At 43.0% G+C, this 26,594-nt stretch carries 20 protein-coding genes and 1 tRNA gene; 16 read left to right on the top strand and 5 right to left on the bottom strand.

The window, feature by feature from the left end; genetic code table 11:
• Positions 1 to 84: 84 nt before the first annotated feature.
• From H8S63_RS06970 to H8S63_RS06955, 4 genes are all read left to right on the top strand, one after another.
• Positions 85 to 636, top strand: coding sequence for a DUF4738 domain-containing protein (locus H8S63_RS06970; RefSeq protein ID WP_186926298.1), 552 nt, complete (start codon positions 85 to 87; stop codon positions 634 to 636).
• 124 nt (positions 637 to 760) lie between these two features.
• Positions 761 to 1,939, top strand: a complete 1,179-nt coding sequence (locus tag H8S63_RS06965) for a heparin lyase I family protein (RefSeq protein WP_186926296.1) — start codon at positions 761 to 763, stop codon at positions 1,937 to 1,939.
• A gap of 135 nt (positions 1,940 to 2,074) precedes the next feature.
• On the top strand, positions 2,075 to 2,521 hold the full coding sequence (locus H8S63_RS06960; RefSeq protein ID WP_186926294.1) for a PepSY-like domain-containing protein: 447 nt from the start codon (positions 2,075 to 2,077) through the stop codon (positions 2,519 to 2,521).
• 38 nt (positions 2,522 to 2,559) lie between these two features.
• The gene (locus H8S63_RS06955) at positions 2,560 to 3,063 is read left to right on the top strand and encodes a PepSY-like domain-containing protein (RefSeq protein ID WP_186926292.1); all 504 of its coding nucleotides are present in this window, start codon (positions 2,560 to 2,562) and stop codon (positions 3,061 to 3,063) included.
• 8 nt (positions 3,064 to 3,071) lie between these two features.
• Here the strand turns inward: H8S63_RS06955 and H8S63_RS06950 are convergent, their stop codons facing one another.
• Genes H8S63_RS06950 through H8S63_RS06940 form a run of 3 tightly spaced genes read right to left on the bottom strand, consistent with a single transcriptional unit; the run spans position 3,072 to position 7,890 of the window.
• Positions 3,072 to 4,280: an L-serine ammonia-lyase gene (locus H8S63_RS06950; RefSeq protein WP_186926290.1), complete on the bottom strand. Its 1,209-nt coding sequence runs from the start codon at positions 4,278 to 4,280 to the stop codon at positions 3,072 to 3,074.
• A 19-nt stretch (positions 4,281 to 4,299) separates the two neighbouring features.
• A complete protein-coding gene (corA, locus tag H8S63_RS06945) occupies positions 4,300 to 5,352 on the bottom strand; it encodes a magnesium/cobalt transporter CorA (RefSeq protein ID WP_022275164.1) in 1,053 nt (350 codons plus the stop codon).
• 36 nt (positions 5,353 to 5,388) lie between these two features.
• Complete coding sequence (locus H8S63_RS06940) at positions 5,389 to 7,890, bottom strand: endonuclease MutS2 (protein WP_186926288.1); 2,502 nt, start codon at positions 7,888 to 7,890, stop codon at positions 5,389 to 5,391.
• A 132-nt stretch (positions 7,891 to 8,022) separates the two neighbouring features.
• Between H8S63_RS06940 and H8S63_RS06935 the strand changes: the two genes are divergently transcribed.
• Positions 8,023 to 8,107, top strand: a tRNA-Ser gene (locus tag H8S63_RS06935).
• A 172-nt stretch (positions 8,108 to 8,279) separates the two neighbouring features.
• Here the strand turns inward: H8S63_RS06935 and H8S63_RS06930 are convergent.
• Entirely contained in the window at positions 8,280 to 8,462 is a 183-nt protein-coding gene (locus H8S63_RS06930) for a hypothetical protein (RefSeq protein ID WP_255467633.1), read from the bottom strand.
• A 618-nt stretch (positions 8,463 to 9,080) separates the two neighbouring features.
• Between H8S63_RS06930 and H8S63_RS06925 the strand changes: the two genes are divergently transcribed.
• The 8 genes from H8S63_RS06925 to H8S63_RS06890 all read left to right on the top strand — a co-directional run bounded on the left by H8S63_RS06925 (position 9,081) and on the right by H8S63_RS06890 (position 18,404).
• Entirely contained in the window at positions 9,081 to 10,835 is a 1,755-nt protein-coding gene (locus H8S63_RS06925) for an AraC family transcriptional regulator (protein WP_186926286.1), read from the top strand.
• Positions 10,836 to 10,920: 85 nt separating this feature from the next.
• Positions 10,921 to 11,283, top strand: a complete 363-nt coding sequence (locus tag H8S63_RS06920; RefSeq protein ID WP_186926284.1) for a DUF488 domain-containing protein — start codon at positions 10,921 to 10,923, stop codon at positions 11,281 to 11,283.
• An 84-nt stretch (positions 11,284 to 11,367) separates the two neighbouring features.
• On the top strand, positions 11,368 to 12,600 hold the full coding sequence (locus H8S63_RS06915; RefSeq protein WP_186926282.1) for a Cof-type HAD-IIB family hydrolase: 1,233 nt from the start codon (positions 11,368 to 11,370) through the stop codon (positions 12,598 to 12,600).
• Complete coding sequence (locus H8S63_RS06910) at positions 12,597 to 13,715, top strand: isochorismate synthase (RefSeq protein WP_186926280.1); 1,119 nt, start codon at positions 12,597 to 12,599, stop codon at positions 13,713 to 13,715. Before H8S63_RS06915 ends, H8S63_RS06910 begins: the two co-directional genes overlap by 4 nt.
• A 27-nt stretch (positions 13,716 to 13,742) precedes the next feature.
• Positions 13,743 to 15,410 (top strand): 2-succinyl-5-enolpyruvyl-6-hydroxy-3-cyclohexene-1-carboxylic-acid synthase, encoded by a 1,668-nt coding sequence (gene menD, locus H8S63_RS06905; RefSeq protein WP_007757440.1) that lies wholly within the window; start codon positions 13,743 to 13,745, stop codon positions 15,408 to 15,410.
• Between the two features lie 3 nt (positions 15,411 to 15,413).
• Positions 15,414 to 16,238: a 1,4-dihydroxy-2-naphthoyl-CoA synthase gene (gene menB / locus H8S63_RS06900; RefSeq protein WP_004310001.1), complete on the top strand. Its 825-nt coding sequence runs from the start codon at positions 15,414 to 15,416 to the stop codon at positions 16,236 to 16,238.
• Between the two features lie 31 nt (positions 16,239 to 16,269).
• Positions 16,270 to 17,295, top strand: a complete 1,026-nt coding sequence (locus tag H8S63_RS06895; protein ID WP_186926278.1) for an o-succinylbenzoate synthase — start codon at positions 16,270 to 16,272, stop codon at positions 17,293 to 17,295.
• Positions 17,295 to 18,404, top strand: a complete 1,110-nt coding sequence (locus H8S63_RS06890) for an AMP-binding protein (RefSeq protein WP_186926328.1) — start codon at positions 17,295 to 17,297, stop codon at positions 18,402 to 18,404. Before H8S63_RS06895 ends, H8S63_RS06890 begins: the two co-directional genes overlap by 1 nt.
• Here the strand turns inward: H8S63_RS06890 and H8S63_RS06885 are convergent.
• Positions 18,401 to 20,620 carry a patatin-like phospholipase family protein gene (locus H8S63_RS06885; protein WP_186926276.1) on the bottom strand — a complete coding sequence of 740 codons (2,220 nt, stop codon included), beginning with the start codon at positions 20,618 to 20,620 and terminating at the stop codon, positions 18,401 to 18,403. The genes H8S63_RS06890 and H8S63_RS06885 overlap by 4 nt on opposite strands.
• 259 nt (positions 20,621 to 20,879) lie before the next feature.
• Between H8S63_RS06885 and H8S63_RS06880 the strand changes: the two genes are divergently transcribed.
• Genes H8S63_RS06880 through H8S63_RS06870 form a run of 3 tightly spaced genes read left to right on the top strand, consistent with a single transcriptional unit; the run spans position 20,880 to position 26,560 of the window.
• Positions 20,880 to 22,073, top strand: coding sequence for an efflux RND transporter periplasmic adaptor subunit (locus H8S63_RS06880; RefSeq protein ID WP_186926274.1), 1,194 nt, complete (start codon positions 20,880 to 20,882; stop codon positions 22,071 to 22,073).
• 3 nt (positions 22,074 to 22,076) lie between these two features.
• Complete coding sequence (locus H8S63_RS06875) at positions 22,077 to 25,181, top strand: efflux RND transporter permease subunit (RefSeq protein WP_143867878.1); 3,105 nt, start codon at positions 22,077 to 22,079, stop codon at positions 25,179 to 25,181.
• Positions 25,181 to 26,560: an efflux transporter outer membrane subunit gene (locus tag H8S63_RS06870; RefSeq protein WP_186926326.1), complete on the top strand. Its 1,380-nt coding sequence runs from the start codon at positions 25,181 to 25,183 to the stop codon at positions 26,558 to 26,560. The genes H8S63_RS06875 and H8S63_RS06870 overlap by 1 nt, the downstream gene beginning before the upstream one ends.
• The last annotated feature ends 34 nt before the right edge of the window (positions 26,561 to 26,594 follow it).

Below are 26,594 nucleotides of genomic sequence, written 5' to 3'. Positions count from 1 at the left end.
TGTAGGAAAAAATGTCGGTTACACTTGTAAATATCCGCTTCTTTTTGTTCCTTTGTTACCTATTTATAAACGGAAAGCTTATATATGAGAATACTAATTTATTTGCTTTTGTTGCCATTAATGGTGGTTGTGGTTGCCTGTGGCGGCAAAAAAGGAGCTTCAGACAAAGAGTCGGTATTAGCGACAATGGATAGTGTGGATGCTCACGGATTGCAACGTATGCAGACTTCCAAAAGCGAAACGGACTTTAAATTTAAAGGAAAAGATTACCATTCCATTGTTTCACGTACTCCGGACGAAAGTTTGCCTCATATCAAGAATGAAATGGGAGATACTTATGTAGACAATAAGATCGTACTGCGTCTGATGCGCGGAAACGAGAAAGTTTTTGATAAGACGTTTACCAAGAATGATTTCTCTTCTGTGGTAGACGCGAAATTCCTGTCGAACTCTATTCTGGAAGGAATCGTATATGATAAGACTACTTCGCAAGGGATAGTGTATGCCGCAAGTGTCTGTTATCCGCAGACAGATTTGTATATGCCGTTCTCTATAACAATCACTTCAGACGGGAAAATGAATATAAAGAAAGTGGATATGCTTGAAGAAGAATATGATGATATCCCGTCTAATTAGCTCTTGGGATAGATATCGACAATGGAATTGCACAAATGTGAAAACATTTGAGACAAACGGAAGGCGACCTATATGGTTGCCTTTTGTATTTTTGCACCGTTAAAAACTTAATACCAACCATAGAATGAAGAAATACATTTTGGCTATCTGCGTGGTAGCAGTAAGCTGTACGGCACTGAACGCTCAAACAAAGAATACGCAAACATTGATTCCGCTGACTGAACGGGTAAACGTACAGGCAGATTCGGCACGTGTTAATCAGATTATAGACGGTTGCTGGGTAGCAGTCGGATCTAAAAAGTCCCATGCCATTCAGAGGGACTTTACTCGTATGTTTAACGGAAAGCCTTCTTATCGTTTTGAACTGAAAGAAGACGATAATACACTGTCGGGATATGCCAAAGGCGAGACCAAGGGACGTGCGGAGTTCTCATACTGTTATGCAACATCCGATGATTTTAAAGGGAAACCTGCCGATACCTATAAGAAAGCGCAAATTATGAAAACCGTGTATCATCACGGAAAAGGAGCTTGCCCGCAAGGCTCTTCACGTGATTATGAGTTTTCGGTATACATCCCTTCTACATTGGGCAGTGATGTTTCCACTATTTTTGCTCAATGGCATGGAATGCCGGACCGTACATTGGTTCAGACTCCGCAAGGAGAAGTGAAGACATTGACAGTCGATGAATTTATAGAATTGGAAAAGACTACCATTTTTAAGAAAAATGTGGGCCACGAGAAAAAGGCCAAGTTGGACAAGCAAGGTAACCCCGTAAAAGATAAATATGGCAATCCTGTATATACAGCCGGAAAAGCTAATGGATGGTTGGTTGAACAAGGGGGCTATCCTCCATTGGCATTCGGATTCTCCGGAGGATGGTTTTATATCAAAGCAAACTCTGACCGTAGATGGCTGACCGACAAAGATGACCGTTGCAATGCAAATGTAGAAAAAACACCTGTCATGAAACCGGTGACTTCTGAATACAAGTCATCGACTATCGCTTACAAAATGCCTTTTGCCGATTTCCCGAAAGATTGTTGGATTACATTCCGTATCCATATTGATTGGACTGTCTACGGGAAAGAGGCTGAGACAATTGTAAAGCCGGGTATGCTTGATGTACAGATGGATTATCAGGATAAAGGTAAAAAGGTTAGTAAACACCTTGTAGACAATGAGCAGATTCTGATTGGACGTAACGACAAAGATGGCTACTATTTTAAATTTGGTATTTATAGGGTAGGTAACAGCACCAAACCGGTGTGTTACAATTTGGCAGGTTATTCGGAAAAGTAACTCCGGATAACAAGCTGCTGTTAGAGAAAGTTAAAGATTGGCAAACTCATAATATTCCAGAATCTTTTTAGGTTCTATATCGTTATTTGCATTATAAAAACAAAGTGTAATATTAATGCTAAAAGGATAACGATTATGAAGAAGATTTTATCTTTACTTGTATTGGCTATAGTGGCCGTGCAGTTCTCGTTTGCAGCTGATGTGATAACTAAAGACATCAACCAATTGCCGCTTCCTGCGCGGAATTTTATCAATCGTCATTTCACAAAGCCTGAGGTTGTTCAGATTAAGATTGATAAGGATCTGATGGAGTCTACTAAGTATGAAGTCTTATTAATGGACGGTACGGAGATCGATTTTGACAGTAGGGGGAATTGGGAGGAAATTAGCGCTAAGAAAGGAAAGACTGTTCCTGCAACTGTTGTTCCGGGATTTGCTGCCAATTATCTGAAGACTCATAATTTTGTGAGTGAAGGTGTGACGAAAGTAGAACGTGACCGTAAGGGGTACGAAATCGAATTGTCTACTGGAATATCTTTCAAGTTTGACAAGAAGGGCAAATTTTTGAAAGCGGATGATTGAGTAGTTATATGTAGATAAACCTAAACCGGAAGATTGTTATGTGGAAATTTAAGTTTGGCTTATGGGCAGTGGTTTTGATAACCTCTGTCTTTTCTTTCAGCGCATGTGGTGATGATGATGATAATGATACTTTTGTTCCTCCTGCTAATATTGAGGTAGCTTTGAAACAATTGTATCCGGGTGCGCAGAATATAGAATGGGAAGTGAAAGGTGTTTATTATGTAGCTGATTGTTGGGTGACCGGTGATGAACTGGAAGTCTGGTTTGATGTGAATGCCAATTGGGTGATGACGGAGAATGAATTGGATAATGTTAATCAGTTGGTACCGGCTGTTTATACTGCCTTTATGGATTCTAACTATAACACATGGGTAGTGACGGATGTGTATGTTTTGACTTATCCTTTGAACCCGACTACCTCTGTCATTCAAGTAAAACAGGGTAGCCAGCGCTATTCACTTTATTTTTCACAGGAAGGCGGATTGCTCCATGAAAAAAATATTAGTAATGGAGATGATACCAATTGGCCGCCGACTGAGTAGGTGAATTGTTACATCTGTTGGTAGTCTTTAGCCAATCCTCCTTCGCTTGTTTCTTTATAGAGGGAGGGAAGGTCATGACCAGTTTGTTTCATCACTTGTACAACCTTATCGAAAGAAACGCGGTGCATACCGTCTGTAAAAGCAGAATAGAGGTTAGCGTCCAGCGCACGTGCTGCGGCATAAGCGTTTCGCTCGATACAGGGAATTTGTACTAATCCGCATACCGGGTCGCAAGTCATTCCCAAGTGGTGTTCCAATCCCATTTCTGCTGCATATTCAATTTGTGCGGGGCTACCTCCGAATAGTTGGTTGGCAGCGGCTGAAGCCATAGCACAGGCAACGCCTACCTCTCCTTGACAACCGACCTCCGCACCGGAGATGGATGCATTGAATTTGACGATATTACCGATAAGCCCTGCTGTTGCCAATGCGCGTAAAATGCGCATATCACTGAAATCACGGCTTTTCTGAAGGTGATAAAGTACTGCAGGCATTACACCGCAGGAACCACAGGTAGGTGCAGTTACAATCTTGCCACCGGAAGCATTTTCTTCACTTACTGCCAATGCGTATGAAAAAACAAGCCCTCTGGATTGGAGAGATTGCTTGTATCCGGTGGCACGTATATAATAGGTAGAAGCTTTTCGTCTGAGATTTAACGGTCCTGGCAGCACGCCTTCCGCTTCCAGGCCACGATGAATGGCGTCTTTCATTGTAGTCCATACCTCTGCCAAATAATCCCAGATATCTTCGTTCTCACATTCTTTTACGTATTCCCAATAACTTTTTCCTGTACGTTCACACCATTGCAGAATCTCGGTCATGTTGTTCATCCCATATACTTCCGGGCTTTCGATAGTCGGGCTATCGTTGTTTTCTGCCAGTGCACCGCCACCGATACTATAAACTGTCCAATTTTCGAGTACTTTGTTACTGGTGTCGAAAGCAGCAAATGTCATTCCATTCGGATGGAACGGTAGGAAAACTTTGGGTTGCCACACGATTTCTACAGGAGCAACCGCCTGCAGGGTGTCTATAATGGCCACATCTGTCATGTGCCCTTTCCCCGTAGCGGCTAGGCTGCCATAAAGGGTTACTTTAAAAGAAACTGCGTCCGGATGGCGTTCCAGAAACATTTCTGCGGCTTTACGCGGTCCCATAGTGTGGCTGCTGGAAGGACCTGTACCTATTCTATATAACTCTTTAATTGATTTCATGACTGATGATATATTTTCGTTAATACCAGTTTTTCTTTTTGAAGAACAAATATACGATAATACCGATAATTCCCATCACTAACCAGGCAAATAAATAACCATATCGCCAATCCAGCTCCGGCATCCATTTATAATTCATTCCCCATACCCCGGCCAGAAAAGTTAGGGGAATAAAGATAGTGGATACGATAGTCAGGCGTTTCATAATGTTGTTCATGCGCAGGTCATTGTTGGAAATATAAAGGTCTACCAATGAAGAAAGCGTTTCCCGGCAGATTTCGATGGTTTGCAGTACAAACTGGAGATGATCGTTCACATCGTTGAAGAAAGCACGGTTGACTTTATGGATAAGCAGGTTTTCCGCACGTAACAGTTTTACATATTGTTCTTTTAGCGGAAGTATTGCTTTCTTCATCAGCATATATTGGCGGCGGAGTGCCTGGATTTGAATGCCTATATCATATCCTTCGGTGATGGTGAGCAGTTCTTCTTCCAGATCTTCGAGAGCGTCATCGATAGAAGAGATGGTTGAAATATAATTTCCCATTACACTATTCAGCAGCACACTGAACAAATAGTCTGTTTGGCGGCTGCGTATTTTCAGAACGTCATTGCGCAAGGCTGTATTGACATCGTCGAAGAAGTCGGTTTCTTTTTCGAGGAAGGTAAGTACATAATTACTTCCGAGAATAATGCATACTTGTTGTTGGAGCAGTTCGTCCAACTCGTCCTCTCCCTTATGTGTATTGGGATAGAATAATTTCAAGATCAGGACAATATATTTATCATGCTCTTCGATTTTGGTGGGGTGGTTTGCATTTAGAATATCCTGTAATACAAGGAAGTCTATTTCGAAATGACTGCAAATCTCACGGATGGTTTCCGTATCTTTCATCCCGTGTACTTGCAGCCAATTGATGTGCGTATTGTCCAATGTATCTTTGATTGATTGGAAGGTATTACCGGACGACTCCTGTATTTCTGTCGTACTATACGTGCATAGGTGCAAATGGGTAGGAGTGAGACTGTCTCCGGTATAAATCAGCTTTTCGCTTAATAGGTTATTCTTCATGCTTTGTTCTCGTATTTAGACGTTTTTATTTATAGGTTAGTCAAAATCAACTACAGTGATTCCGGCACCCCCGAATTGTACGTGTTCGTCAGCATAATGGCTGACCCCCGGTACGGTAGAGAGGTATTGGCGGATAAGCGTACGGAGTATTCCCGTACCTGTTCCGTGAAGAATGCGCACGCGGTCCATGCCTACCAATATAGCATCGTCGATAAAGTAGGTGACTGCTTGCAGTGCTTCATCGCCACGCATACCCCGCACATCGATATCTTGTTTGAAACTGAGTTTCTTTTCGTACATCTGATCATGTGTCTGGCTGCTGACAAATGTACTCTTGGCAATCCCTTCCGTCTTTTGAGGAGCATTGCTGCGTTCGAGACGGTCTATCTTTACAGTCGTTTTGATACTTCCGAAAGCGACAATTGCATTTTTGCCGTTTATTTCCATGACTTGCCCAACACTTGTCTGTCCTTTGATTTTTACATTCTCGCCAATACCAATGGGAGCCACTTTGGGAACAATGATTGTTGAGGCATTGGCAGTTTTCGGTTCGTTCTTTTTATTTTTCTTCCGTTCCTGCTTTTCTTTCAACTTTTCCATTTTCCGTGCCAGTTTTTCTTCTTGTTCTTTGGAGGCTAATGCGTCCAAAGAAGTGCGGAAGTCAGTCAGTTCTTGACGTGCCAGACGGGTCTTTTCTTTTTCGGCCTGTGCTTCTTTGATGGTGCGGATAGTATTTTCAATACGGGCATTTGATTCTTGCAGTATTCGTTCCGCTTCTTCCTTTGCCTGTTTGATAATCTCTTTTCTTGACTTTTGCAGCTCTTCCATCTCCGTCTGGTAACGGGCAATGGTTTCTTCCATCTGTTTCTCCCGTTGTCGGATGGTTTGACGTTTACCCTCCCAATAACGTTTGTCGCGGACAATGTCTTGCAAGTATTTATCAGCGTTGATGTATTCGCTTCCCACAATTTCCGAAGCGTCTGCAATGACATCTTCGGGTAATCCGATTTTTCGTGCGATTTCTACGGCAAACGAACTTCCGGGATTGCCAATCTGCAATTGGAATAGTGCCTGCATGAGATGACGGTCGTAAAGCATGGCTCCATTTACTACTCCTTCATGGTCTTCAGCGAAATGCTTCAGGTTTTGATAGTGAGTGGTGATCACTCCGAAAGTTTGTTTCCGGTTGAAACGTTTTAATACGGCTTCGGCGATGGCGCCTCCTATCTGGGGTTCCGTACCCCCTCCGAATTCATCAATCAAGATGAGGCTGCGTTCATTGCAGTTTTTCATCATGATTTTCATATTGGTCAGATGTGAAGAGTAGGTACTAAGATCATCTTCAATGGACTGCTCGTCACCGATGTCGATAAAAATACTGCTGAATATACCTGCATGACTGCGTTCGTGCAGCGGGATCAACATTCCGCATTGAAGCATATATTGCAGTAATCCTACCGTTTTCAGACAGACGGATTTACCACCGGCATTCGGACCGGATATAATAAGGATGCGTTGTTTTTGGTTAAGCTCGATATCCAGGGGCACGACTTTTTTCCCATGTTTGGCTAATGATAGCTGTAACAGGGGATGAACAGCCATTGTCCAATCCAATAGTTGCTCATTTTCTATAGCTGGTTTCAAACAGTTCGTCTGTATTGCAAAATAACTTTTTGCGCGGATAAAATCGACTTCTGCCAGAAATTCATACGACTGTAAGATTTCCGGAATAGACGGGCGAAGGGTATTGGAGAACTCAGTAAGAATACGAATGATTTCCCGTCGTTCGTCTCCTTCAAGTTCACGGATACGATTATTGGCTTCTACTACTTCTGCGGGTTCTATAAATACAGTCTTTCCACTAGCGGATTCATCGTGTACGATTCCTTTGATTTTCCGTTTCAGTCCCGGAGCTACAGGGATGACCAGACGGCCGTCGCGCATAGTTGGAGTTACATCCTTATCTACGTATCCTTCGGATTGTGCGCTACGCAAGATACTGTTCAAAGATCGTGAGATGCTTCCCATTGTGCTGGAGAGTTCACGACGTATGCGTGCTAATTCGGTTGAAGCGTTGTCTTTGATTTTACCGTATTTATTGAGAATACCGTCTATTTTTCCGATCAATTGCGGAAATACGGCTATATCTCCGGCTAATCGTTTCAGGCTGGGGTAAGGGGTATCGCTTTCTTCTTCCTCTTCATTCCGATGTAGGAAGCGTACGATATCGCGGATCGTTTCCAATGAACGGCGTAAGTCAAACAGTTCTTGTTCGTCCAGATACATGCCTTCTATCCGTACTCGTTTCAATGAAGGACGGACATCAAAGAAGAACTGATCGGGAAATCCGTCTTCTTCTTGAATGATGCGGATAAATTCAGTTACTTGATTTAATTTTTCTTCTACTTCTTCGTATTGGTCGGAAAAGACCATATCAGAGACTCGTTCCTCGCCTAAAGTGCTGAGACATCTATCCTTTAGTAGCTGTCTTATCTGGTCGAATCCTATCTTTTGCTCAAAATTTTGAGGATATATCATATTTCTATCTTGCTAATGGACTGCAAAAATACGATTTATTCGCGAAAAAAATATCAGAATGTTTGCAGATTTAAAAATGATTCGTACCTTTGCACCGCTTTCAACGGAAAGCACTTCTGATAAAGAAGTTTTGGAGAGGTGGCAGAGTGGTCGATTGCGGCGGTCTTGAAAACCGTTGAAGGTAACACTTCCCGGGGTTCGAATCCCTGTCTCTCCGCAATAAACGCTGAAAATCAGCGAATTGCAAAATAAACACCTAGCTTTACACCCCAATAATGTAAAGTTGGGTGTTTTTGTATAAATTAAGATTTATATAACGATAAAGTCCATAGAAATCTACATCTTATGAAATCTTTATGGACTATATTGGATATTTTTTGAAGAGTAAATTAGTATCTATTCAGTATTCCTGAATCTTTATCTTTATTCTGCATCTTCAGTTTCACGTCTGACTTGGACTTTCCGAATGAGAAGTTGTAAACAAGATTTATATACACCATATTGGCATTGTTGATGATCCTTTCGGTTTCTGTACGTTGCAGAAGCGGTGTTCCCGATACGGATGAAACCATTATCTCCTATTCATATTTATTCTTTCTTTTATACAAGTATTTTATAGATAACAATTGTTTGAAGTAATTCTTTTTCTTAATTTGATTCTGGATTAGAATTGGCTATTGTTATTATTTAACATCGATTTCCGTATATGCTCTTAAATAGTGTCTATACCGTTTTATTAAAATAGCCTTCACCTTTTCACTGCTATCTCCTATTCATGGATGTTAGCGGGTGAAGGGAGGCTCCTTCAGCAAGTATACATAGCAATATTATGTTCCAAAAAGCAGCTAGATTTTCTCTTGATGTATTGTACTTATCATATTTATGATACTTACTTATCACAATAGTGATAATATCTTATCATTTTAATGATAAATGAAAAATATAGGCGTTAGAGTCACGTTTGTTCAAGAGATAAGCCAGACTTGCCGGGTAAAAGCGGGTAGATACTTCCAATAGTTTTTTTAATTAAGATGTAACTGAAACAAAATGATACACATATGTAAGCGTTGTTTGCATTGCTTGAATAATAAAATGCTAATGTTTCTTATTTTTACCTTGTGAAACAAAATATTTTCTTGACTTTTTAATAATAAGAATTACCTTTGACGGATAAAATGATGGTAAACGCTATGAGGTATATACGACTTGGTGTATGTATATGTATTCTTTTATTTGTGCATAACCAAATTTTAATGGCTGATGAGGCCACAAATGCAGATTCTATAACTACTGAATATATAAGAAGTATTTATATTGAGAAGCCGAAATGTGCTTTGAAACTTTTAGATGTAGCGGAGAATAAAAAGTCTATGCCTTTACGAGTTATAGACGAGTTACGTAGCTTGTCATATCGTAATTTGTTTATGAATAAGCTTGCTTATGTATATGCAAGAAAATCTTATGTGCTTGATTCCGTATATCAAAAGGACCCTGAACACTTATTGAAAATGACTGTTTATTTGGCGGAATTATCTTTCTTGATGAGTAAATATAACGAGAGTATGAATTATGCGCTTGACGGGATTGCCCAATCAAAAAGGTTGGAGGACCGCGTGTCCGAAGCCCGGTTGCTATACTGCATTGGAGAGAATAACCGTATGTTGTCATTTAAAGATAAAGCGTATGATTATTTTGATTCTGCTATCGATTTGTTGAAAGGGAGAAAAGGCGTAAAAGAGATAGGAATGCTCTCTTCTTTCTATGGAGGGAAAATGAGTTATTTAATGACTGACTCTTTGTATGAGGATGCATCTGTTATGGCTTTGGAACGTGAAAAGCAGATAAAAAAATTGGAAACTTTACCTGATGTTCCGAAAGGATTGGTTGATATGCAATATGGTTATCTGTACTCTAAATGGGCATATAATTGCTATATGGAAAAGAAATATGAGCAGGCTGAAAAGTACTTTGCGATGTATCAATCGACTGAATACTCTCGTACACCTGATGGAAAAATGTATTCAATTCCTTATTTGCTGGCTTCCAAGCATTACAAGCAGGTGATTGACAACAGTCAGGAGTTTAAAGAACTGATGAGGAAGCAGCAAGATACTATCAATGCGCAATATATGAATGTGCTTGAAAGGGAAGTGCAAGCCCATATGGGGATGGGAAACTATAAGGAAGCGGCAATTTTGCAAGGAGCTATTATAGCTATAACGGATAGTATTAATAACAGGGATAAAGAGAATGCGGCATTAGAGTTGAATACGATGTATGATACTTCTGAAAAAGAGGACTATATAGCCAAACAAGCATTCCAATTAAAAGTCAGAAACATAACATTGACCTTTTTGACGTGTATTACGCTGTTGACTTTGTTTGTATTATGGCGTATGTGGCGTTTCAACCATATTATCAGATATAAGAATAAAATCCTTGCTAAGTTTATAAACGAGAGATTGGCCAGGAAGAAAGACAGTCAGTCATTGGATATTGATGAACAGCTTATGATCTCACAAGATATAGAAGATGAAAGTATTTTGTTTGACGACCAAGAGGAGATATCTGATGGAACCGGCAAAGCGAGTGGGGAAGAAGAAGAGAATAAAAAAATATTTATTGAACTGAATCGTATTGTTGTTCAAGACCAGTTATATCTTTCTTCAGAATTGTCGAGAGAAGATTTGGCACAACTCGTACATTTGAATAACGCACGTTTTGCCCGAATGATAAAAGAATGTACCGGTACTAATTTTAATGGATATATCAATGATTTGCGTATAGATTATGCAATTAAATTATTAAAACTGCATCCTAATTATACGATACGTGCCATAGCTGATGAAGTCGGATTCAACAGTACCCCGATATTATATAATCTTTTCAAGAAAAAGACGGGCATGACTCCGTACGAGTTTAAGAAAGCGCAAGAATCTCTTTAAGAATTAGGTCGTACAATGTTCTTGTATGGTTAAACAATTTCCAGCCTTATCGGTTTATTCTAATAAGTAATCAATATAAATAATCATGATACAGGTTAGGATAAAGCGAGTATACGAAGACTTTTCGGAGGCAGACGGATATAGGGTATTGGTTGACAAATTATGGCCGCGCGGAATAAAAAAGGAATGGTTAAGATATGATTATTGGGCAAAAGATATCACTCCATCCGCCGCTTTGCGCAAATGTTTTCACGATGATATACCGGGACACTGGAATGACTTCGTCGTACTGTATCAGAAAGAACTGGATGCTTCTCAGGCAGCGACCGATTTTCTGGCCCTTATCAAACCGTATCCGGTAGTAACACTTGTTTACGCTTCTAAAGAACCTGTATATAATCATGCCCGAATACTCCGCGATTATCTGGAAATGCGTTTGAAAGAGTGAAATTAAAGTAATTTTTATCTGCTTACGCTTTCTGTCGTTCACTCAATTTCCTACCTTTGTAATCTAAATCAAAATCGTGTAGCCATGAAGTATAAATTATTGGTCTTGGATGTAGACGGAACACTACTGAATGATGCGAAAGAAATTAGTAAACGTACGCTGGCCGCTTTGTTGAAGATTCAACAGATGGGAGTACGTATTGTTTTGGCTTCCGGCAGGCCGACCTATGGTTTGCTGCCGTTGGCAAAATCTCTTGAACTTGGAAATTACGGAGGTTTTATCCTTTCCTATAATGGTTGTCAGATTATCAATGCACAGAACGGAGAGATTCTGTTTGAACGTCGCATAAATCCGGAAATGCTGCCTTATCTGGAAAAGAAAGCCCGTAAGAATGGATTTGCGCTGTTCACGTACCACGATGATACCATTATAACCGATTCTCCCGGGAATAAACATATCCGGGATGAAGCCGAATTGAATAATTTGCGGGTGATAAAGGAAGAGGAATTCTCCTCAGCCATTGACTTTGCTCCTTGCAAATGTATGCTTGTCAGTGATGATGAAGAAGCACTTGTCGGTTTGGAAGATCATTGGAAAAGACGGCTGAACGGAGCATTGGATGTTTTCCGTTCCGAACCCTATTTCCTTGAGGTCGTTCCGTGTGCTATCGACAAGGCGAATACTTTGGGAGCTTTGTTGGAAGCGTTGAACCTGACACGTGATGAGGTCATTGCTATTGGTGACGGTGTATGCGACGTGACTATGATTCAGTTAGCGGGGTTGGGAATAGCTATGGGGCATTCTCAAGACTCGGTGAAAGCGTGTGCCGATTATGTGACAGCGTCGAATGAAGAAGACGGGGTAGCCCTTGCCGTTGAAAAAGCAATCATAGCCGAAGTCCGTGCGGCGGAAATTCCGTTAGACCAACTGAATGCGCAGGCGCGTCACGCATTGATGGGAAATCTGGGTATCCAATATACGTATGCGTCTGAGGACAGAGTAGAGGCGACAATGCCTGTCGATCACCGTACTCGCCAGCCTTTCGGCATTCTACATGGCGGTGCTACGCTTGCATTGGCTGAAACGGTTGCAGGACTGGGTTCTATGATTCTTTGCCAGCCTGATGAAATAGTAGTGGGAATGCAGGTCAGCGGAAATCATATATCTTCCGCCCACGAAGGAGATACCGTGCGGGCAGTGGGAACCATTGTACACAAAGGACGCTCATCTCATGTATGGAATGTGGATGTCTTTACTTCAACAAACAAACTGGTGTCTTCCGTACGGGTAGTCAACAGTGTTATGAAAAAAAGATGATTGACGAAGAAATAAGTAATCTGACAGTTATTGATGCGCTTATTCGGAAAAAGCGACCTTTTGTGGTATACCGTATTCCCGGAGAGAAACTTCCCCGTCTGTTGACACAGGCGGAGGAGATCCGTTTGATATACGATTTGCAAGAGTTGAACGGACAGAAAGGATTTGTTATCGCTCCCTTTCGGGTGAGTGAGATGTGTCCGGTTGTACTGATACAATCTGATGGCTGGGGGCAATCCCTTTCTCTTGACGATGATACGGAGGAAGAATATGAGGCTTCTTTGCAAATACAAGAGCAAGAAATTTTTCAGACCTCTTACACGAAGGAGTATGCCGACTGTTTTCAAGCATTTATCAATGCCTTACATGACGGGACTTTTGACAAGTTGGTACTTTCCCGGTGTATTACGATGGATAAGGGGGCGGACTTTTCTCTTTCATTCGTATTTCGTGCGGCCTGCAAACGTTATATTCATTCATATATATACCTATGTTACACTCCCCAGACCGGCATTTGGTTGGGAAGTACTCCCGAAATTATTTTATCGGGTGAGAAAGATGAATGGAATACGGTTGCACTGGCCGGAACACAGCCTTTGCAGGATGGCAAATTGCCGCAAGTATGGGATGAAAAAAACAGGAAAGAGCAGGATTACGTAACTGCTTATATCCGTAGTCGGCTTCTTTCTTTGGGCATCCATTCTACTGAAAGCGGACCTTATCCTGCATACGCTGGAGCTTTGTCACATTTGAAAACAGATTTTCATTTCTCTTTGAGAGATAATAATGGTTTGGGAGATCTCCTGAAAGTGTTGCATCCGACGCCTGCGGTGTGTGGTTTGCCAAAGGAAGAGGCCTATCGCTTTATATTGGAAAACGAAGGGTATGACCGTCGTTATTATTCCGGTTTTATCGGATGGCTGGATCCGAATGGAAGGACTGATTTATATGTGAACTTACGCTGTATGCATATCGAGGATGAACGACTGACTCTTTATGCCGGTGGCGGACTATTGCCCTCTTCGGAGCTGAATGATGAATGGCTGGAAACGGAAAAAAAGTTGCAGACAATGAAACGTCTGATTACTTCCACCTCCATTATCGCTAATCACTAATCATTAACAAGCTAATCACTAATCATCATGTATACAGACAAGAAAAACATACTCCAACTGGTTGCGTTGCTTGAGGCGCACGGCATTACTAAGGTTGTGTTGTGTCCCGGTAGCCGTAACGCGCCTATTGTGCATACTTTGTCCAATCATCCGGGCTTTACCTGTTATGCGATGACTGATGAACGGAGTGCGGGTTATTTTGCTATCGGGCTTACGTTGAATGGTGGCAAACCTGCTGCAATCTGCTGTACTTCCGGCACGGCGTTGCTGAATCTTCACCCGGCTGTTGCGGAAGCTTTTTATCAGAATGTTCCTTTGGTTGTCATTTCTGCGGATCGTCCCGCTGCCTGGATCGGGCAGATGGACGGACAGACTTTGCCGCAGCCTGATGTATTCCGGACGTTGGTCAAGAAGTCCGTGAATCTTCCCGAGATTCATACAGAGGAAGACGAATGGTATTGTAATCGTCTGGTTAATGAGGCTTTATTGGAGACACATCATCATGGGAAAGGACCGGTACATATCAATGTGCCTGTTTCCGAACCGCTGTTTCAGTTTACAGTGGACAAATTGCCGGAAGTGCGTGTTATCACCCGTTATCAGGGATTGAATGTTTATGACCGTGATTATAACGGTCTGGTTGAACGGATGAATAAATACCAGAAGCGGATGGTCATTGTCGGGCAGATGAATCTTATTTATTTGTTTGAGAAACGGCATACCAAACTGTTATACAGACATTTTGCCTGGTTGACGGAGCATATAGGCAATCAGACCATACCTGGCATTCCGGTCAAGAATTTCGATGCGGCTCTTTATGCTGTTCCGGAAGATAAGATGGAGCAGATGGTTCCCGAATTGCTGATTACTTATGGGGGGCATATTGTTTCCAAACGACTGAAGAAATTTCTCCGCCAACACCCGCCTAAAGAACATTGGCATGTGTCGCCGGATGGTGAGGTGGTCGATTTATACGGTTCGTTGACTACCGTGATTGAAATGGACCCGTTTGAGTTTCTGGAGAAGATAGCAAGTTTGCTGGATAATCGTGTGCCCGGATATCCCCGTGTGTGGGAGAATTATTGCAACACTATTCCTGAACCGGACTTTGCTTATTCCGAAATGTCGGTTGTCGGTGCATTGGTGAAAGCTTTGCCAGAGTCGTGCGCATTGCACTTGGCAAATAGTTCGGTAGTTCGTTATGCCCAGCTTTATTCGATACCTTCAACTATTGAAGTTTGCTGTAATAGGGGCACGAGTGGTATTGAAGGGTCTTTGTCTACAGCGGTCGGTTATGCGGCAGCTTCCGATAAACTGAATTTTATCGCTATCGGGGATTTGAGTTTCTTCTATGATATGAATGCTTTGTGGAATGTCAATGTTCGTCCCAACCTGCGTATCCTTTTGTTGAATAATGGCGGAGGAGAGATTTTTCATACATTGCCGGGATTGGATATGTCGGGCACATCCCATAAGTTTATCGCAGCCGTTCATAAGACTTCCGCCAAAGGCTGGGCGGAAGAGCGCGGATTTCTCTATATGAAAGTTGAAGATGGGGATGAACTGGCGGAGGCAATGAAAATTTTTACTCAGCCCGAAGAGATGGAACAACCTGTGTTGTTGGAGGTGTTTACCAACAAAAACAAGGATGCGCGTATGTTGAAGAATTATTATTATCAAATAAAAGAAAAATAGGTTATGTCAACACAAAGAGAGTGGACTACGATCAGAGAATACGATGATATTCTTTTTGATTATTATAATGGAATTGCCCGTATCACGATTAACCGTGAACGCTATCGGAATGCGTTTACTCCGACTACTACTGCCGAAATGAGTGATGCGCTACGCATTTGTCGCGAGGAAGCGGATATTGATGTGATTGTTATTACCGGTGCAGGTGATAAGGCTTTCTGTTCGGGAGGTGACCAGAATGTGAAAGGACGTGGCGGATATATCGGAAAAGACGGGGTTCCCCGCTTGAGTGTACTGGATGTGCAAAAGCAGATACGCAGTATCCCGAAGCCGGTGATTGCTGCCGTGAACGGATTTGCGATTGGTGGCGGGCACGTGCTTCATGTGGTATGTGATTTGTCTATAGCTTCCGAGAATGCTATTTTCGGTCAGACGGGACCTCGTGTGGGAAGTTTTGATGCCGGATTCGGTGCTTCTTATCTGGCACGTGTGGTAGGTCAGAAGAAAGCCAGGGAAATCTGGTTCCTCTGCCGGAAATACAATGCGCAGGAAGCGTTGGATATGGGACTGGTCAATAAAGTAGTTCCTTTGGAACAATTGGAAGACGAATATGTGCAATGGGCAGAAGAGATGATGTTGCTTAGTCCGTTGGCTTTGCGTATGATTAAGGCAGGACTGAATGCCGAATTGGACGGTCAGGCCGGTATTCAGGAACTGGCGGGAGATGCGACATTGCTTTATTATCTGACGGATGAGGCTCAGGAAGGAAAGAATGCCTTTTTGGAAAAGCGTAAACCGAACTTCAAGCAATATCCGAAGTTCCCCTAAAAATGATACTTTGATATATTATTTACATTCAATGGATTGCAAGATTAAGATCATTCCCCGATTGCTCCATTTCAAGCAGTCGGCAGGAACTTCGCGAGGTACATACTCCACCCGGAAAGTGTGGTATCTCCATTTTACCTCTTCCGAATTTCCCGGTCGGGTGGGAATAGGGGAGTGTGCTCCTCTGCCTGCACTGAGCTGTGACGATCTTCCCGATTATGAAGATATATTAGGAGCAGCCTGTCGGGAAGTGGAAAAGCAAAATGGGAGATTGGATGTGGGCGCTTTGCGTAAGTATCCTTCTATCCTTTTCGGACTTGAAACCGCCATCCGTCACTATCATACGGGAGATTGGGCTTTGTGGGATACCGCTTTCTCTCGCGGAGAAACAGGGATTCCTATTAACGGCCTTATCTGGATGGGTGACTTCAATAAAATGCTGGCGCAGATAGAAACGAAAATGAATGTAGGTTTCCGTTGTATCAAACTCAAAATCGGTGCGATCAACTTTGAAGAAGAATTGGCTCTGCTCCGTCATATCCGTGCGCACTTTTCTTCCAATGAGATTGAGCTCCGTGTAGATGCGAATGGGGCTTTTGCTCCGGCTGACGCTATGGAGAAACTGAAACGGTTGTCTGAATTGGATTTGCATTCCATTGAGCAGCCTATCCGTGCCGGACAATGGGAGGAGATGGCGCGTCTTACCTCCGAGTCTCCTTTGCCGATAGCTTTGGATGAAGAGTTGATAGGGTGTAATACTCTGGTAGAGAAACGGAAACTGCTTTCTGCCATTCGACCGCAGTATATCATCCTCAAACCTTCGTTGCATGGTGGAATAAGTGGTGGAAACGAATGGATTGCGGAGGCCGAACGTCAGCGTATCGGTTGGTGGATTACCTCTGCTTTGGAGTCTAATATCGGTCTGAACGCCATTGCACAATGGTGCGCTACTTTCGACAATCCGTTGCCTCAGGGATTAGGGACAGGATTGCTTTTTACTGATAACGTAGAAATGCCGCTTGAAATAAGAAAAGATTGTTTGTGGTTTGACAGATGATGGTATTCAATCGACAAAAGCAACGCTTGTTGCTGGAAGGAAAGGAATATACACCTGATGATATACGCAGATGTATGGTGCGGGGAGTAGAAAACTATCCTTCCGCCATATGGGATTTATTCCTTTTTCTACAGGAGTGGTTCAACGATTCCCCTTTACTTGCGGTTCATACATCCGGGTCTACCGGTATGCCGAAAAAATTAATGGTACGTAAAGAACAAATGATGCAGAGTGCGCGTCTGACTTGTGAATACCTGAATTTGCAGGCGGGAGATACGGCCTTGTTATGTATGAACCTCCGTTATATCGGAGCAATGATGGTAGTGGTGCGCTCTTTAGTTGCAGGTTTGAATTTGATTGTGCGTCCTGCTTCCGGTCATCCATTGTCCGATATACACGAACCGTTGAAGTTTGCGGCAATGGTTCCGCTACAAGTTTATAATACTCTTCAGGTTCTTGAAGAAAAGGAACGGTTGAAGCAAACGGATATTTTGATAATAGGCGGGGGAGCGGTTGATGTCGGACTGGAAGCGGACATTCAATCTCTTCCGGGAGCTGTCTATTCTACTTACGGGATGACTGAAACTTTATCCCATATCGCTCTTCGCCGTCTGAACGGTCCTGCGGCTTCCGAACACTATCATCCTTTCTCTTCGGTGCATTTGTCTTTGTCTCCAGAAAATACTTTAGTGATTGAAGCACCTTTGGTTTGCGCTGATATTCTGCAAACCAATGATATTGCACGCATCCATCCCGATGGAAGTTTTTCTATTTTGGGACGGAAAGATAATGTGATAAATAGCGGGGGAATTAAAATTCAAGCGGAAGAAATAGAAAAAAAACTTCGCCTGTTGATTCCGATACCGTTTGTTATTACCTCTGTTCCGGACAAGCGCTTGGGGCAGGCTGTGGTTTTATTGCTGGCGGAACAGCCGGATATACAAGAGATGGAAAAAGGAATACAAACGATATTGGAACCATATTATCGTCCCAAGCACATTCTGGTAGCGGATTGTATTCCGCAAACGGGAAATGGAAAAGTCAATCGTGCGGATTGTCGTATTTTGGCACAGCGCCTGCTACAACTTCTGAATGATTCATCCTGTTAAAAGTAATACCCTAGATTCACAAAACAACTTGCTTTATCCGCCTGGTTGGAGTAGCCCAATGAGATTTCCAATGGCCCGAAGACGCTGTCCATTCCATAACCGGCACTGATACCGAACAATTGCTTGCCTTTTAATATTTTGAAAAAATGACTGTCCGTCAGTCCGTAGTTTCCGGTCAGGATGAGGTAATGGATGGCTCCCATCCGTTGTCTGAATTTTAAAGACGCAATCATAATTGCATTATCCATCAGTTCTATATTGTTGACTCCGGCAAATGGTAATTGCTGAGGTATATAGAAGCCGGGAACTTCACCTCCGATTGCATTTTGCAGAGGATAGGGAAAGTTTCTCCCGATCAGGATACGTCCATAGATGGAAGGAATGACGGAGAAGCGGCGGGTGATCGGAAGAACACTTGCCCATGAAGCACTCAATGCAGAGAAAGGAGCGTGTTCGTTATATTGCGCCATATTATCCGTATAGAGGGAATAGGCAGCCTTAAAGTCGCTGCCTTTGGCGGGGAAATATCCTTTATCGTATGTGTTGTAATGTATTTGGGCAAAATAACTCAGAAAATGTTCCGATTCTACTTTCAAATCAATCAGTTCCGGTTGTTTAAACAGGAAATCTTTGTATTTGTAATATTCAAAACGGAGTCCGAGCCCGAAACGGAAGTTTTTGTACCATACATCAGAGAAGCCGAATTCGGCTAAGTGATATTTATAGGTTGTATTGTAGGCGCGGTTTCCCTTCTCGTAGATGTTGATGTCGTTGTATTGGAACATATACGAGAAGTTGAAATTACGCTGCTGCATGGGTTCGAGTGTATAGTCGATGCGTGCGGCATATCGCTTACCCAACCGTCCGGTGAGGGATAGGCGGGAAGGAATATGAGTCTTGAGGTCTGCAGTGGCATTAAGTAACAGAGAGGCAATCTCTTCCGAATCGAAGCGGATACCCAGATTGATTCTTCTTTCATATTTCTCTTGCAACAGGAAGTTGAGATGGTAGCCTTCGGGAGTATCTGTCAGTGTATAACTGGCACTAGAGTAAGACTGGCTACCGCGTAACAGGTCTAAGGCCTGTTCTATTTGCTGCGTCGTAATGTTACTGTTTTCTTTTAAGTTACATTTCTTCATTAACCATTTTTTGTCGTCAGTCTCTACTCCGGAGAAAGAAATATCTGTGACGTAAATGGTGCGCACATTGGAGAGGGAAGAGTAGGGGCCATGCTGCTTGGGCTTATAATCTTCCGGTATCCCTATTCTCTTTTTTAAGGCAAGCAGGGATTCCCATTGCGATCTTGCCGCCTCTTCACCCCTTCGCATCAAACTGTCAATGGCGGTCGGAGTAAAGCTGGCGGAGGAATATCCTTCCACATTCACACGGATATAGGTATCTGTGATATCTACATTTTTCTCATGATTGGACTGGCAGGTAAGGTCGACAATCTGTCCCAGAATATCGGGTGCACTGTTCAGCTTGTCTGCCTTTTTTAAAGCATTCTGCACATCTACTCCGATAATAATATCCGCCCCCATAGCTTTCACTACATCTGCCGGATAATTGTTTACGATTCCGCCGTCCACTAATACCATACTGTCTTTCCGTACCGGAGTAAATACCCCGGGAATGGCCATACTGGCACGCATGGCGGTGGAGAGTATTCCGTCATGGAATACAATAGGTTCTCCGTTCACTACATTGGCTGCCACACAGGCAAAGGGAATGGGCAGTTTATTAAAGTTGATGGAGTCATGATACCCCATTGTCAAATCCGAGAATAGATTGGCTAGATTCTGCCCTTTTACGATTCCTCCTGAAGCTGCGTCTTTGGGTGTTTTTGTAAAAGGGATGGAAACAATAAACCTTTCGGAACGTTCACGCTCCGTTAGTGACATGGAACTCCGTTTTACCCGGTCGCTCAACAAGAATGTCCAATTTTGCTTTCGCACCATGCTGTCCAACTGCTCAGGTGTGTAGCCTATGGCGTAAAGCCCTCCTACGATGGCTCCCATACTGGTCCCGGCTATATAATCAATAGGAATTCCGGCCTCCTCAATCACTTTCAAGGCTTTGATATGAGCCATACCTTTGGCACCTCCGCCGCTTAGGACTACTCCTACTTTTTTGCGTTGTTGCTCTTGAGAATGCAAAGAAAAAGGAAATATTAAGCAGGTTAATAAAACCAATGTTGAAAGTATTTGTTTTTTCATCAGACAGGTGTTTATATATACTACAAATGTAGGGTATATTTTGTTTAGTTGTTGAATTGGGAAATGGAAAAAATGTTCCAAAAGTCGGAATTGTGGATTATTTCTACATATTTCCGATAAATTCTACATTTCCGCATTTAGCATGACAAAGTATAATGAGCTGATAGACAGCGAATAATAAATGTAATGATTTTGGCATACTATTTGCTTGAGAGGAAGATAGAACAAGCATAAGTTAAATTTAATAATAAGATTCGATATGAGATTATTCTTTTCGAAACATGAGTTGAAACTGAGAAGAAAGAGAAACATTGCTGCTATAATTTGTGTGGTAATTGTGTTGGGGGCGTATTGGATACTAACCCGGCCTCAGAAGATTGAGCCGGAAATGCCGACAGTCATTGTGGAACCGGTAGTTAAAGATGATGTGGAAATATACGGGGAATATGTCGGGCGTATCCGTGCCCAACAGTTTGTCGAAGTACGTGCGCGTGTGGAAGGCTATTTGGAGAATATGCTTTTTGCCGAAGGTACGTATGTAAATAAGAATCAGGTTTTATTTGTAATCAATCAGGATCAATATCGTGCCAAAGCGGACAAGGCGAGAGCGCAGTTGAAGAAAGATGAGGCGCAGGCTTTGAAAGCGGAACGTGATTTAAAGCGTATCCGTCCGTTGTTTGAACAAAACGCTGCAAGTCAGTTGGATTTGGATAATGCGGAAGCTGCTTTTGAAAGTGCCGAAGCAACGGTGGCTATGAGCGAAGCAGACTTGGCACAGGCGGAATTGGAATTGGGTTATACTATTGTCCGTTCTCCTCTGTCGGGACATATCAGTGAAAGAAACGTGGATTTAGGTACGTTGGTCGGTCCCGGTGGAAAATCATTGCTTGCTACCATTGTGAAAAGTGACACAGTATTGGTGGATTTTAGTATGACGGCACTCGATTATCTGAAAAGTAAAGAAAGAAATATTAATTTGGGACAACAGGACTCTACCCGTTCCTGGCAACCCAATATCACTATTACGCTGGCGGATAATACCGTTTATCCATATAAAGGATATGTAGATTTTGCCGAACCGCAGGTCGATCCTCAGACGGGAACTTTTTCCGTCCGTGCCGAAATGCCGAATCCGAAACAAGTCTTGTTGCCGGGACAGTTTACTAAGGTCAAACTATTGTTGGATGTTCGTGAAGGTGCACTCGTTGTTCCGATGAAAGCGGTTACCATTGAAAAAGGAGGAGCATATATTTATACCATGCGTAAGGATAATACGGTAGAGAAACGTTTTATTGAATTAGGACCGGAAGTAGGGAATAATGTAGTGGTGGAAAGAGGACTGGCAACAGGAGAAATTGTTGTAGTGGAAGGTTTCCATAAGTTGACGCCGGGAATGAAAGTGCGGGTAAGTCAGCAGGAGATGGAAACGAAGGATAACACAAAAGGAGAATAGGCGATGAAAGTTACGTTTTTTATAGATAGGCCGGTTTTTTCGGCTGTAATCTCTATCGTGATTGTGATTGTCGGTATTATCGGTCTGACAATGCTTCCGGTTGATCAATATCCGCAGATCACTCCTCCGGTGGTGAAGATCAGTGCTTCTTATCCGGGTGCGAGTGCGCTTACCGTATCTCAGGCAGTAGCTACTCCGATTGAGCAGGAGATCAATGGTACGCCGGGAATGCTTTATATGGAGTCGAACAGTTCTAATTCCGGAGGTTTTTCGGCAACGGTTACATTTGATGTTTCTGCTGATCCGGATTTGGCGGCAGTCGAAATTCAGAATCGTGTGAAACTGGCGGAATCCCGTTTGCCGGCAGAGGTGATCCAGAATGGTATTTCGGTAGAAAAGCAGGCTCCCAGCCAGTTGATGACACTCTGTCTGACTTCCACCGATCCGAAGTTTGACGAAATTTATCTGAGTAACTTCGCTACCATCAATGTGCTTGATGTGATTCGCCGTATTCCGGGAGTGGGACGTGTCTCAAATATTGGTAGCCGTTATTATGCAATGCAGATATGGGCACAGCCTGATAAATTGGCGAATTTCGGTCTGACCGTGCAAGACTTGCAAAATGCCTTGAAAGATCAGAACCGTGAATCTGCGGCAGGTGTGCTAGGGCAACAACCGGTGCAGGGATTGGATATAACGATTCCTATTACAACTCAAGGACGTCTTTCTACGGTTGGGCAGTTTGAGGATATTGTGGTGCGTGCCAATGCAAACGGTTCCATCATTCGGTTGAGGGATGTGGCACGTGTTTCTTTGGAGGCTTCTTCCTACAATACAGAGAGTGGTATCAACGGTGAGAATGCCGCTGTGCTTGGTATCTATATGTTGCCGGGTGCCAATGCGATGGAGGTGGCTGAAAGAGTGAAGGAAGCGATGGCGGAAATTAGCAAGAACTTCCCGGAAGGATTGAGCTACGAGATTCCGTTTGATATGACAACCTATATTTCAGAATCTATCCATGAAGTATATAAAACTTTATTTGAGGCTTTAGTACTGGTGGTGTTGGTAGTATATCTTTCTTTACAGAGCTGGCGTGCGACGTTGATTCCTGTAGTGGCGGTACCTATTTCATTGATCGGAACTTTCGGCTTTATGTTGATCTTTGGTTTCTCTTTGAATATCTTGACTTTGCTCGGATTGATTCTTGCCATCGGTATTGTGGTGGACGATGCAATTGTAGTGGTGGAAGGAGTAGAGCATATTATGGAAACGGAAAAGCTGAGTCCTTATGAAGCTACCAAGAAAGCGATGAACGGACTGGCGAGCGCCTTGATTGCCACTTCATTGGTATTGGCTGCCGTGTTCGTGCCTGTCAGTTTCTTGAGCGGAATTACAGGACAGTTATATCGTCAGTTTACAGTGACGATTGTAGTGTCCGTGCTCATTTCCACAGTCGTAGCTTTGACATTGAGTCCGGTCATGTGTTCTCTGATCTTAAAACCGGATAGTGGGAAGAAGAAAAATATTGTTTTCAGGAAAATCAATGAATGGTTAGGTATTGGCGGTAATAAATATGTAGCTGCCGTTACCCGGACTATCAAGCATCCTCGCCGGGTGTTGAGTGCTTTCGGTATGGTGTTGATAGCCATAATGTTGGTTCATCGTATTATTCCGACTAGTTTTTTGCCCGTAGAGGACCAGGGTTACTTCAAGATTGAATTGGAATTGCCGGAGGGAGCAACTTTGGAACGTACGCGCATAGTGACCGATCGTGCCATTGCTTATCTGGAAAAGAATCCATACATAGAATATATTCAGAATGTGACGGGAAGCAGTCCGCGTGTAGGCAGTAATCAGGGACGTGCCGAGTTGACGGTTATACTGAAACCTTGGGAAGAGCGCAAGAACACAAGTATCGAAAAGATTATGGATACAGTGGAGAGACATCTTGAGGAATATCCGGAATGCAAAGTCTATCTTTCCACTCCGCCGGTGATACCGGGTTTAGGTACTTCGGGAGGCTTTGAAATGCAGTTGGAAGCTCGTGGGGAAGCCACTTTTGACAATCTGGTGGATGCGGCGGATACATTAATGTATTACGCTTCTAAAAATAAGGCATTGACGGGTTTGTCTTCTTCTTTGCAATCGGAGATACCGCAGCTCTATTTTGATGTAGACCGGGACAAAGTGAAAATGCTCGGTGTACCTTTGGCTGATGTATTTTCTACCATGAAAGCCTATACCGGTTCGGTATACGTAAATGACTTCAATATGTTCAACCGTATATATAAGGTATACATTCAGGCGGAAGCTCCTTACCGTGAGCATAAGGATAATATCAATCTATTCTTCGTCAAGGCCTCTAATGGAGCTATGATACCGTTAACATCTTTAGGAAACGCTTCTTATACCACAGGACCGGGTAGTATCAAGCGCTTCAATATGTTTACTACGGCAGTCATTCGTGGGGCAGCTGCGCAAGGATACAGTTCCGGACAAGCGATGGAGATCATGGAACAGATTGCTCGTGAACATCTTCCAGACAATATAGGTTTGGAATGGAGCGGACTTTCTTACCAAGAAAAACAGGCCGGAGGTCAGACAGGCATGGTGATGGCATTGGTATTCCTTTTCGTATTTCTCTTTCTTGCTGCGCAATATGAAAGCTGGACAGTACCTATTGCCGTATTGCTTTCTTTGCCCGTTGCCGCTTTGGGTGCTTATCTTGGGGTATGGGTATGCGGATTGGAGAACGATGTGTATTTTCAGATTGGTCTGGTCATGTTGGTGGGGCTTGCCGCCAAGAATGCAATTTTGATTGTTGAATTTGCTAAAGTGCAGGTTGACAAGGGAGAAGACTTGGTGCAGTCGGCTATTTATGCGGCCCGTTTACGTTTCCGTCCGATCTTGATGACTTCGCTCGCGTTTGTGCTCGGTATGCTTCCAATGGTTTTGGCTAGCGGACCCGGTTCGGCAAGTCGGCAGGCAATCGGTACAGGTGTCTTTTTCGGAATGATATTTGCTATTGTATTTGGTATCATTCTTGTACCGTTCTTCTTTGTGATGGTATATAAGACGAAGTCTAAACTCTTAAAACAGAAGAAATGATGAAACGAAAGAAACTATATATTGTCATATTGTTATTTGTAGGAATATTGACTTCCTGCAAGGTAGGAAAAAGTTATGTCCGTCCCGATCTTCATCTACCCGACAGTTTGGCTCAACATCAGGACTCAGTTAGCTTTGGTGATCAGGACTGGAAAGATATTTATACGGATTCTACATTGAGAAGCTTGATAGAACGGGCATTGGATCATAATAAGGATATGCTGATAGCTGCTGCCCGTGTGAAAGAGATGGCTGCACAGAAGAGGATTTCTACGGCAGCATTGCTTCCTGATATAAAAGGGAAAGTGACGGCAGAACGTGAACTCGAAAATCATGGAGGAGAGGTTTTTAAGAGGTCGGATACCTTTGAAGCGCAGTTTCTAGTCTCTTGGGAACTTGACCTTTGGGGAAATTTGCGTTGGGCGCGTTCGGCTAGCATTGCAGAGTATTTACAGTCGGTAGAGGCACAACGGGCACTACGAATGACTATTGTAGCGGAGGTGGCACAGGCATATTATGAGTTGGTGGCTTTGGATACGGAATTGGATATCGTAAAACAAACCTTGAAAGCCCGTGAAGAAGGAGTCCGTTTGGCTCGTATCCGTTTTGCCGGAGGATTGACTTCGGAGACGTCGTACCGTCAGTCGCAGGTGGAATTGGCACGTACGGCAACTTTGGTTCCGGACTTGGAACGGAAGATTTCCTTGAAAGAAAATGATATAGCTTTTCTGGCAGGTGAATATCCAAACAAGATTGCCCGTTCACGTTTGCTTCAGGAGTTTAAGTCACCGGAAACGCTTCCTATCGGATTACCGTCCACTTTATTGGAACGTCGTCCCGACATCCGTCAGGCTGAACAAAAGCTGATTGCAGCCAATGCTAAAGTAGGGGTGGCTTATACGAATATGTTTCCGCGTCTTGCCCTGACAGGAGGATTTGGCTCGGAAAGCACGTCTCTATCGGAACTGTTGAAATCTCCTTATGCGGTTATGGAAGGGGCTTTATTGACTCCAATTTTTGGCTGGGGAAAGAACCGTGCCGCACTGAAAGCGAAAAAGGCGGCCTATGAAGTTGAAGTACACAATTATGAGAAGTCTGTATTGCAGGCTTTCAAAGAGACACGTAATGCGATAGTGAATTTCAACAAGATAAAAGAGGTATATGAGCTTCGTGCGAATCTGGAACGTTCGGCGAAGAGCTATATGGAACTTGCACAGCTTCAATACATTAACGGTGTCATTAATTATCTGGACGTGTTGGATGCGCAACGTGGATATTTCGATGCGCAGATTGGCTTGAGTAATGCGATTCGCGACGAATTGATAACTGTAGTACAACTTTATAAGGCTTTAGGTGGAGGTTGGAAACAAAATCCCTAAACAAAAGAAAGAAGAATTTTCATAATTCGGAAAA

The sequence above is a fragment of the Bacteroides sp. NSJ-39 genome (assembly GCF_014287315.1).
GTDB lineage: Bacteria > Bacteroidota > Bacteroidia > Bacteroidales > Bacteroidaceae > Bacteroides > Bacteroides finegoldii.
The sequence above is the reverse complement of the archived record's forward strand: the minus strand, read 5'-3'. Positions and strand labels throughout refer to the sequence as shown.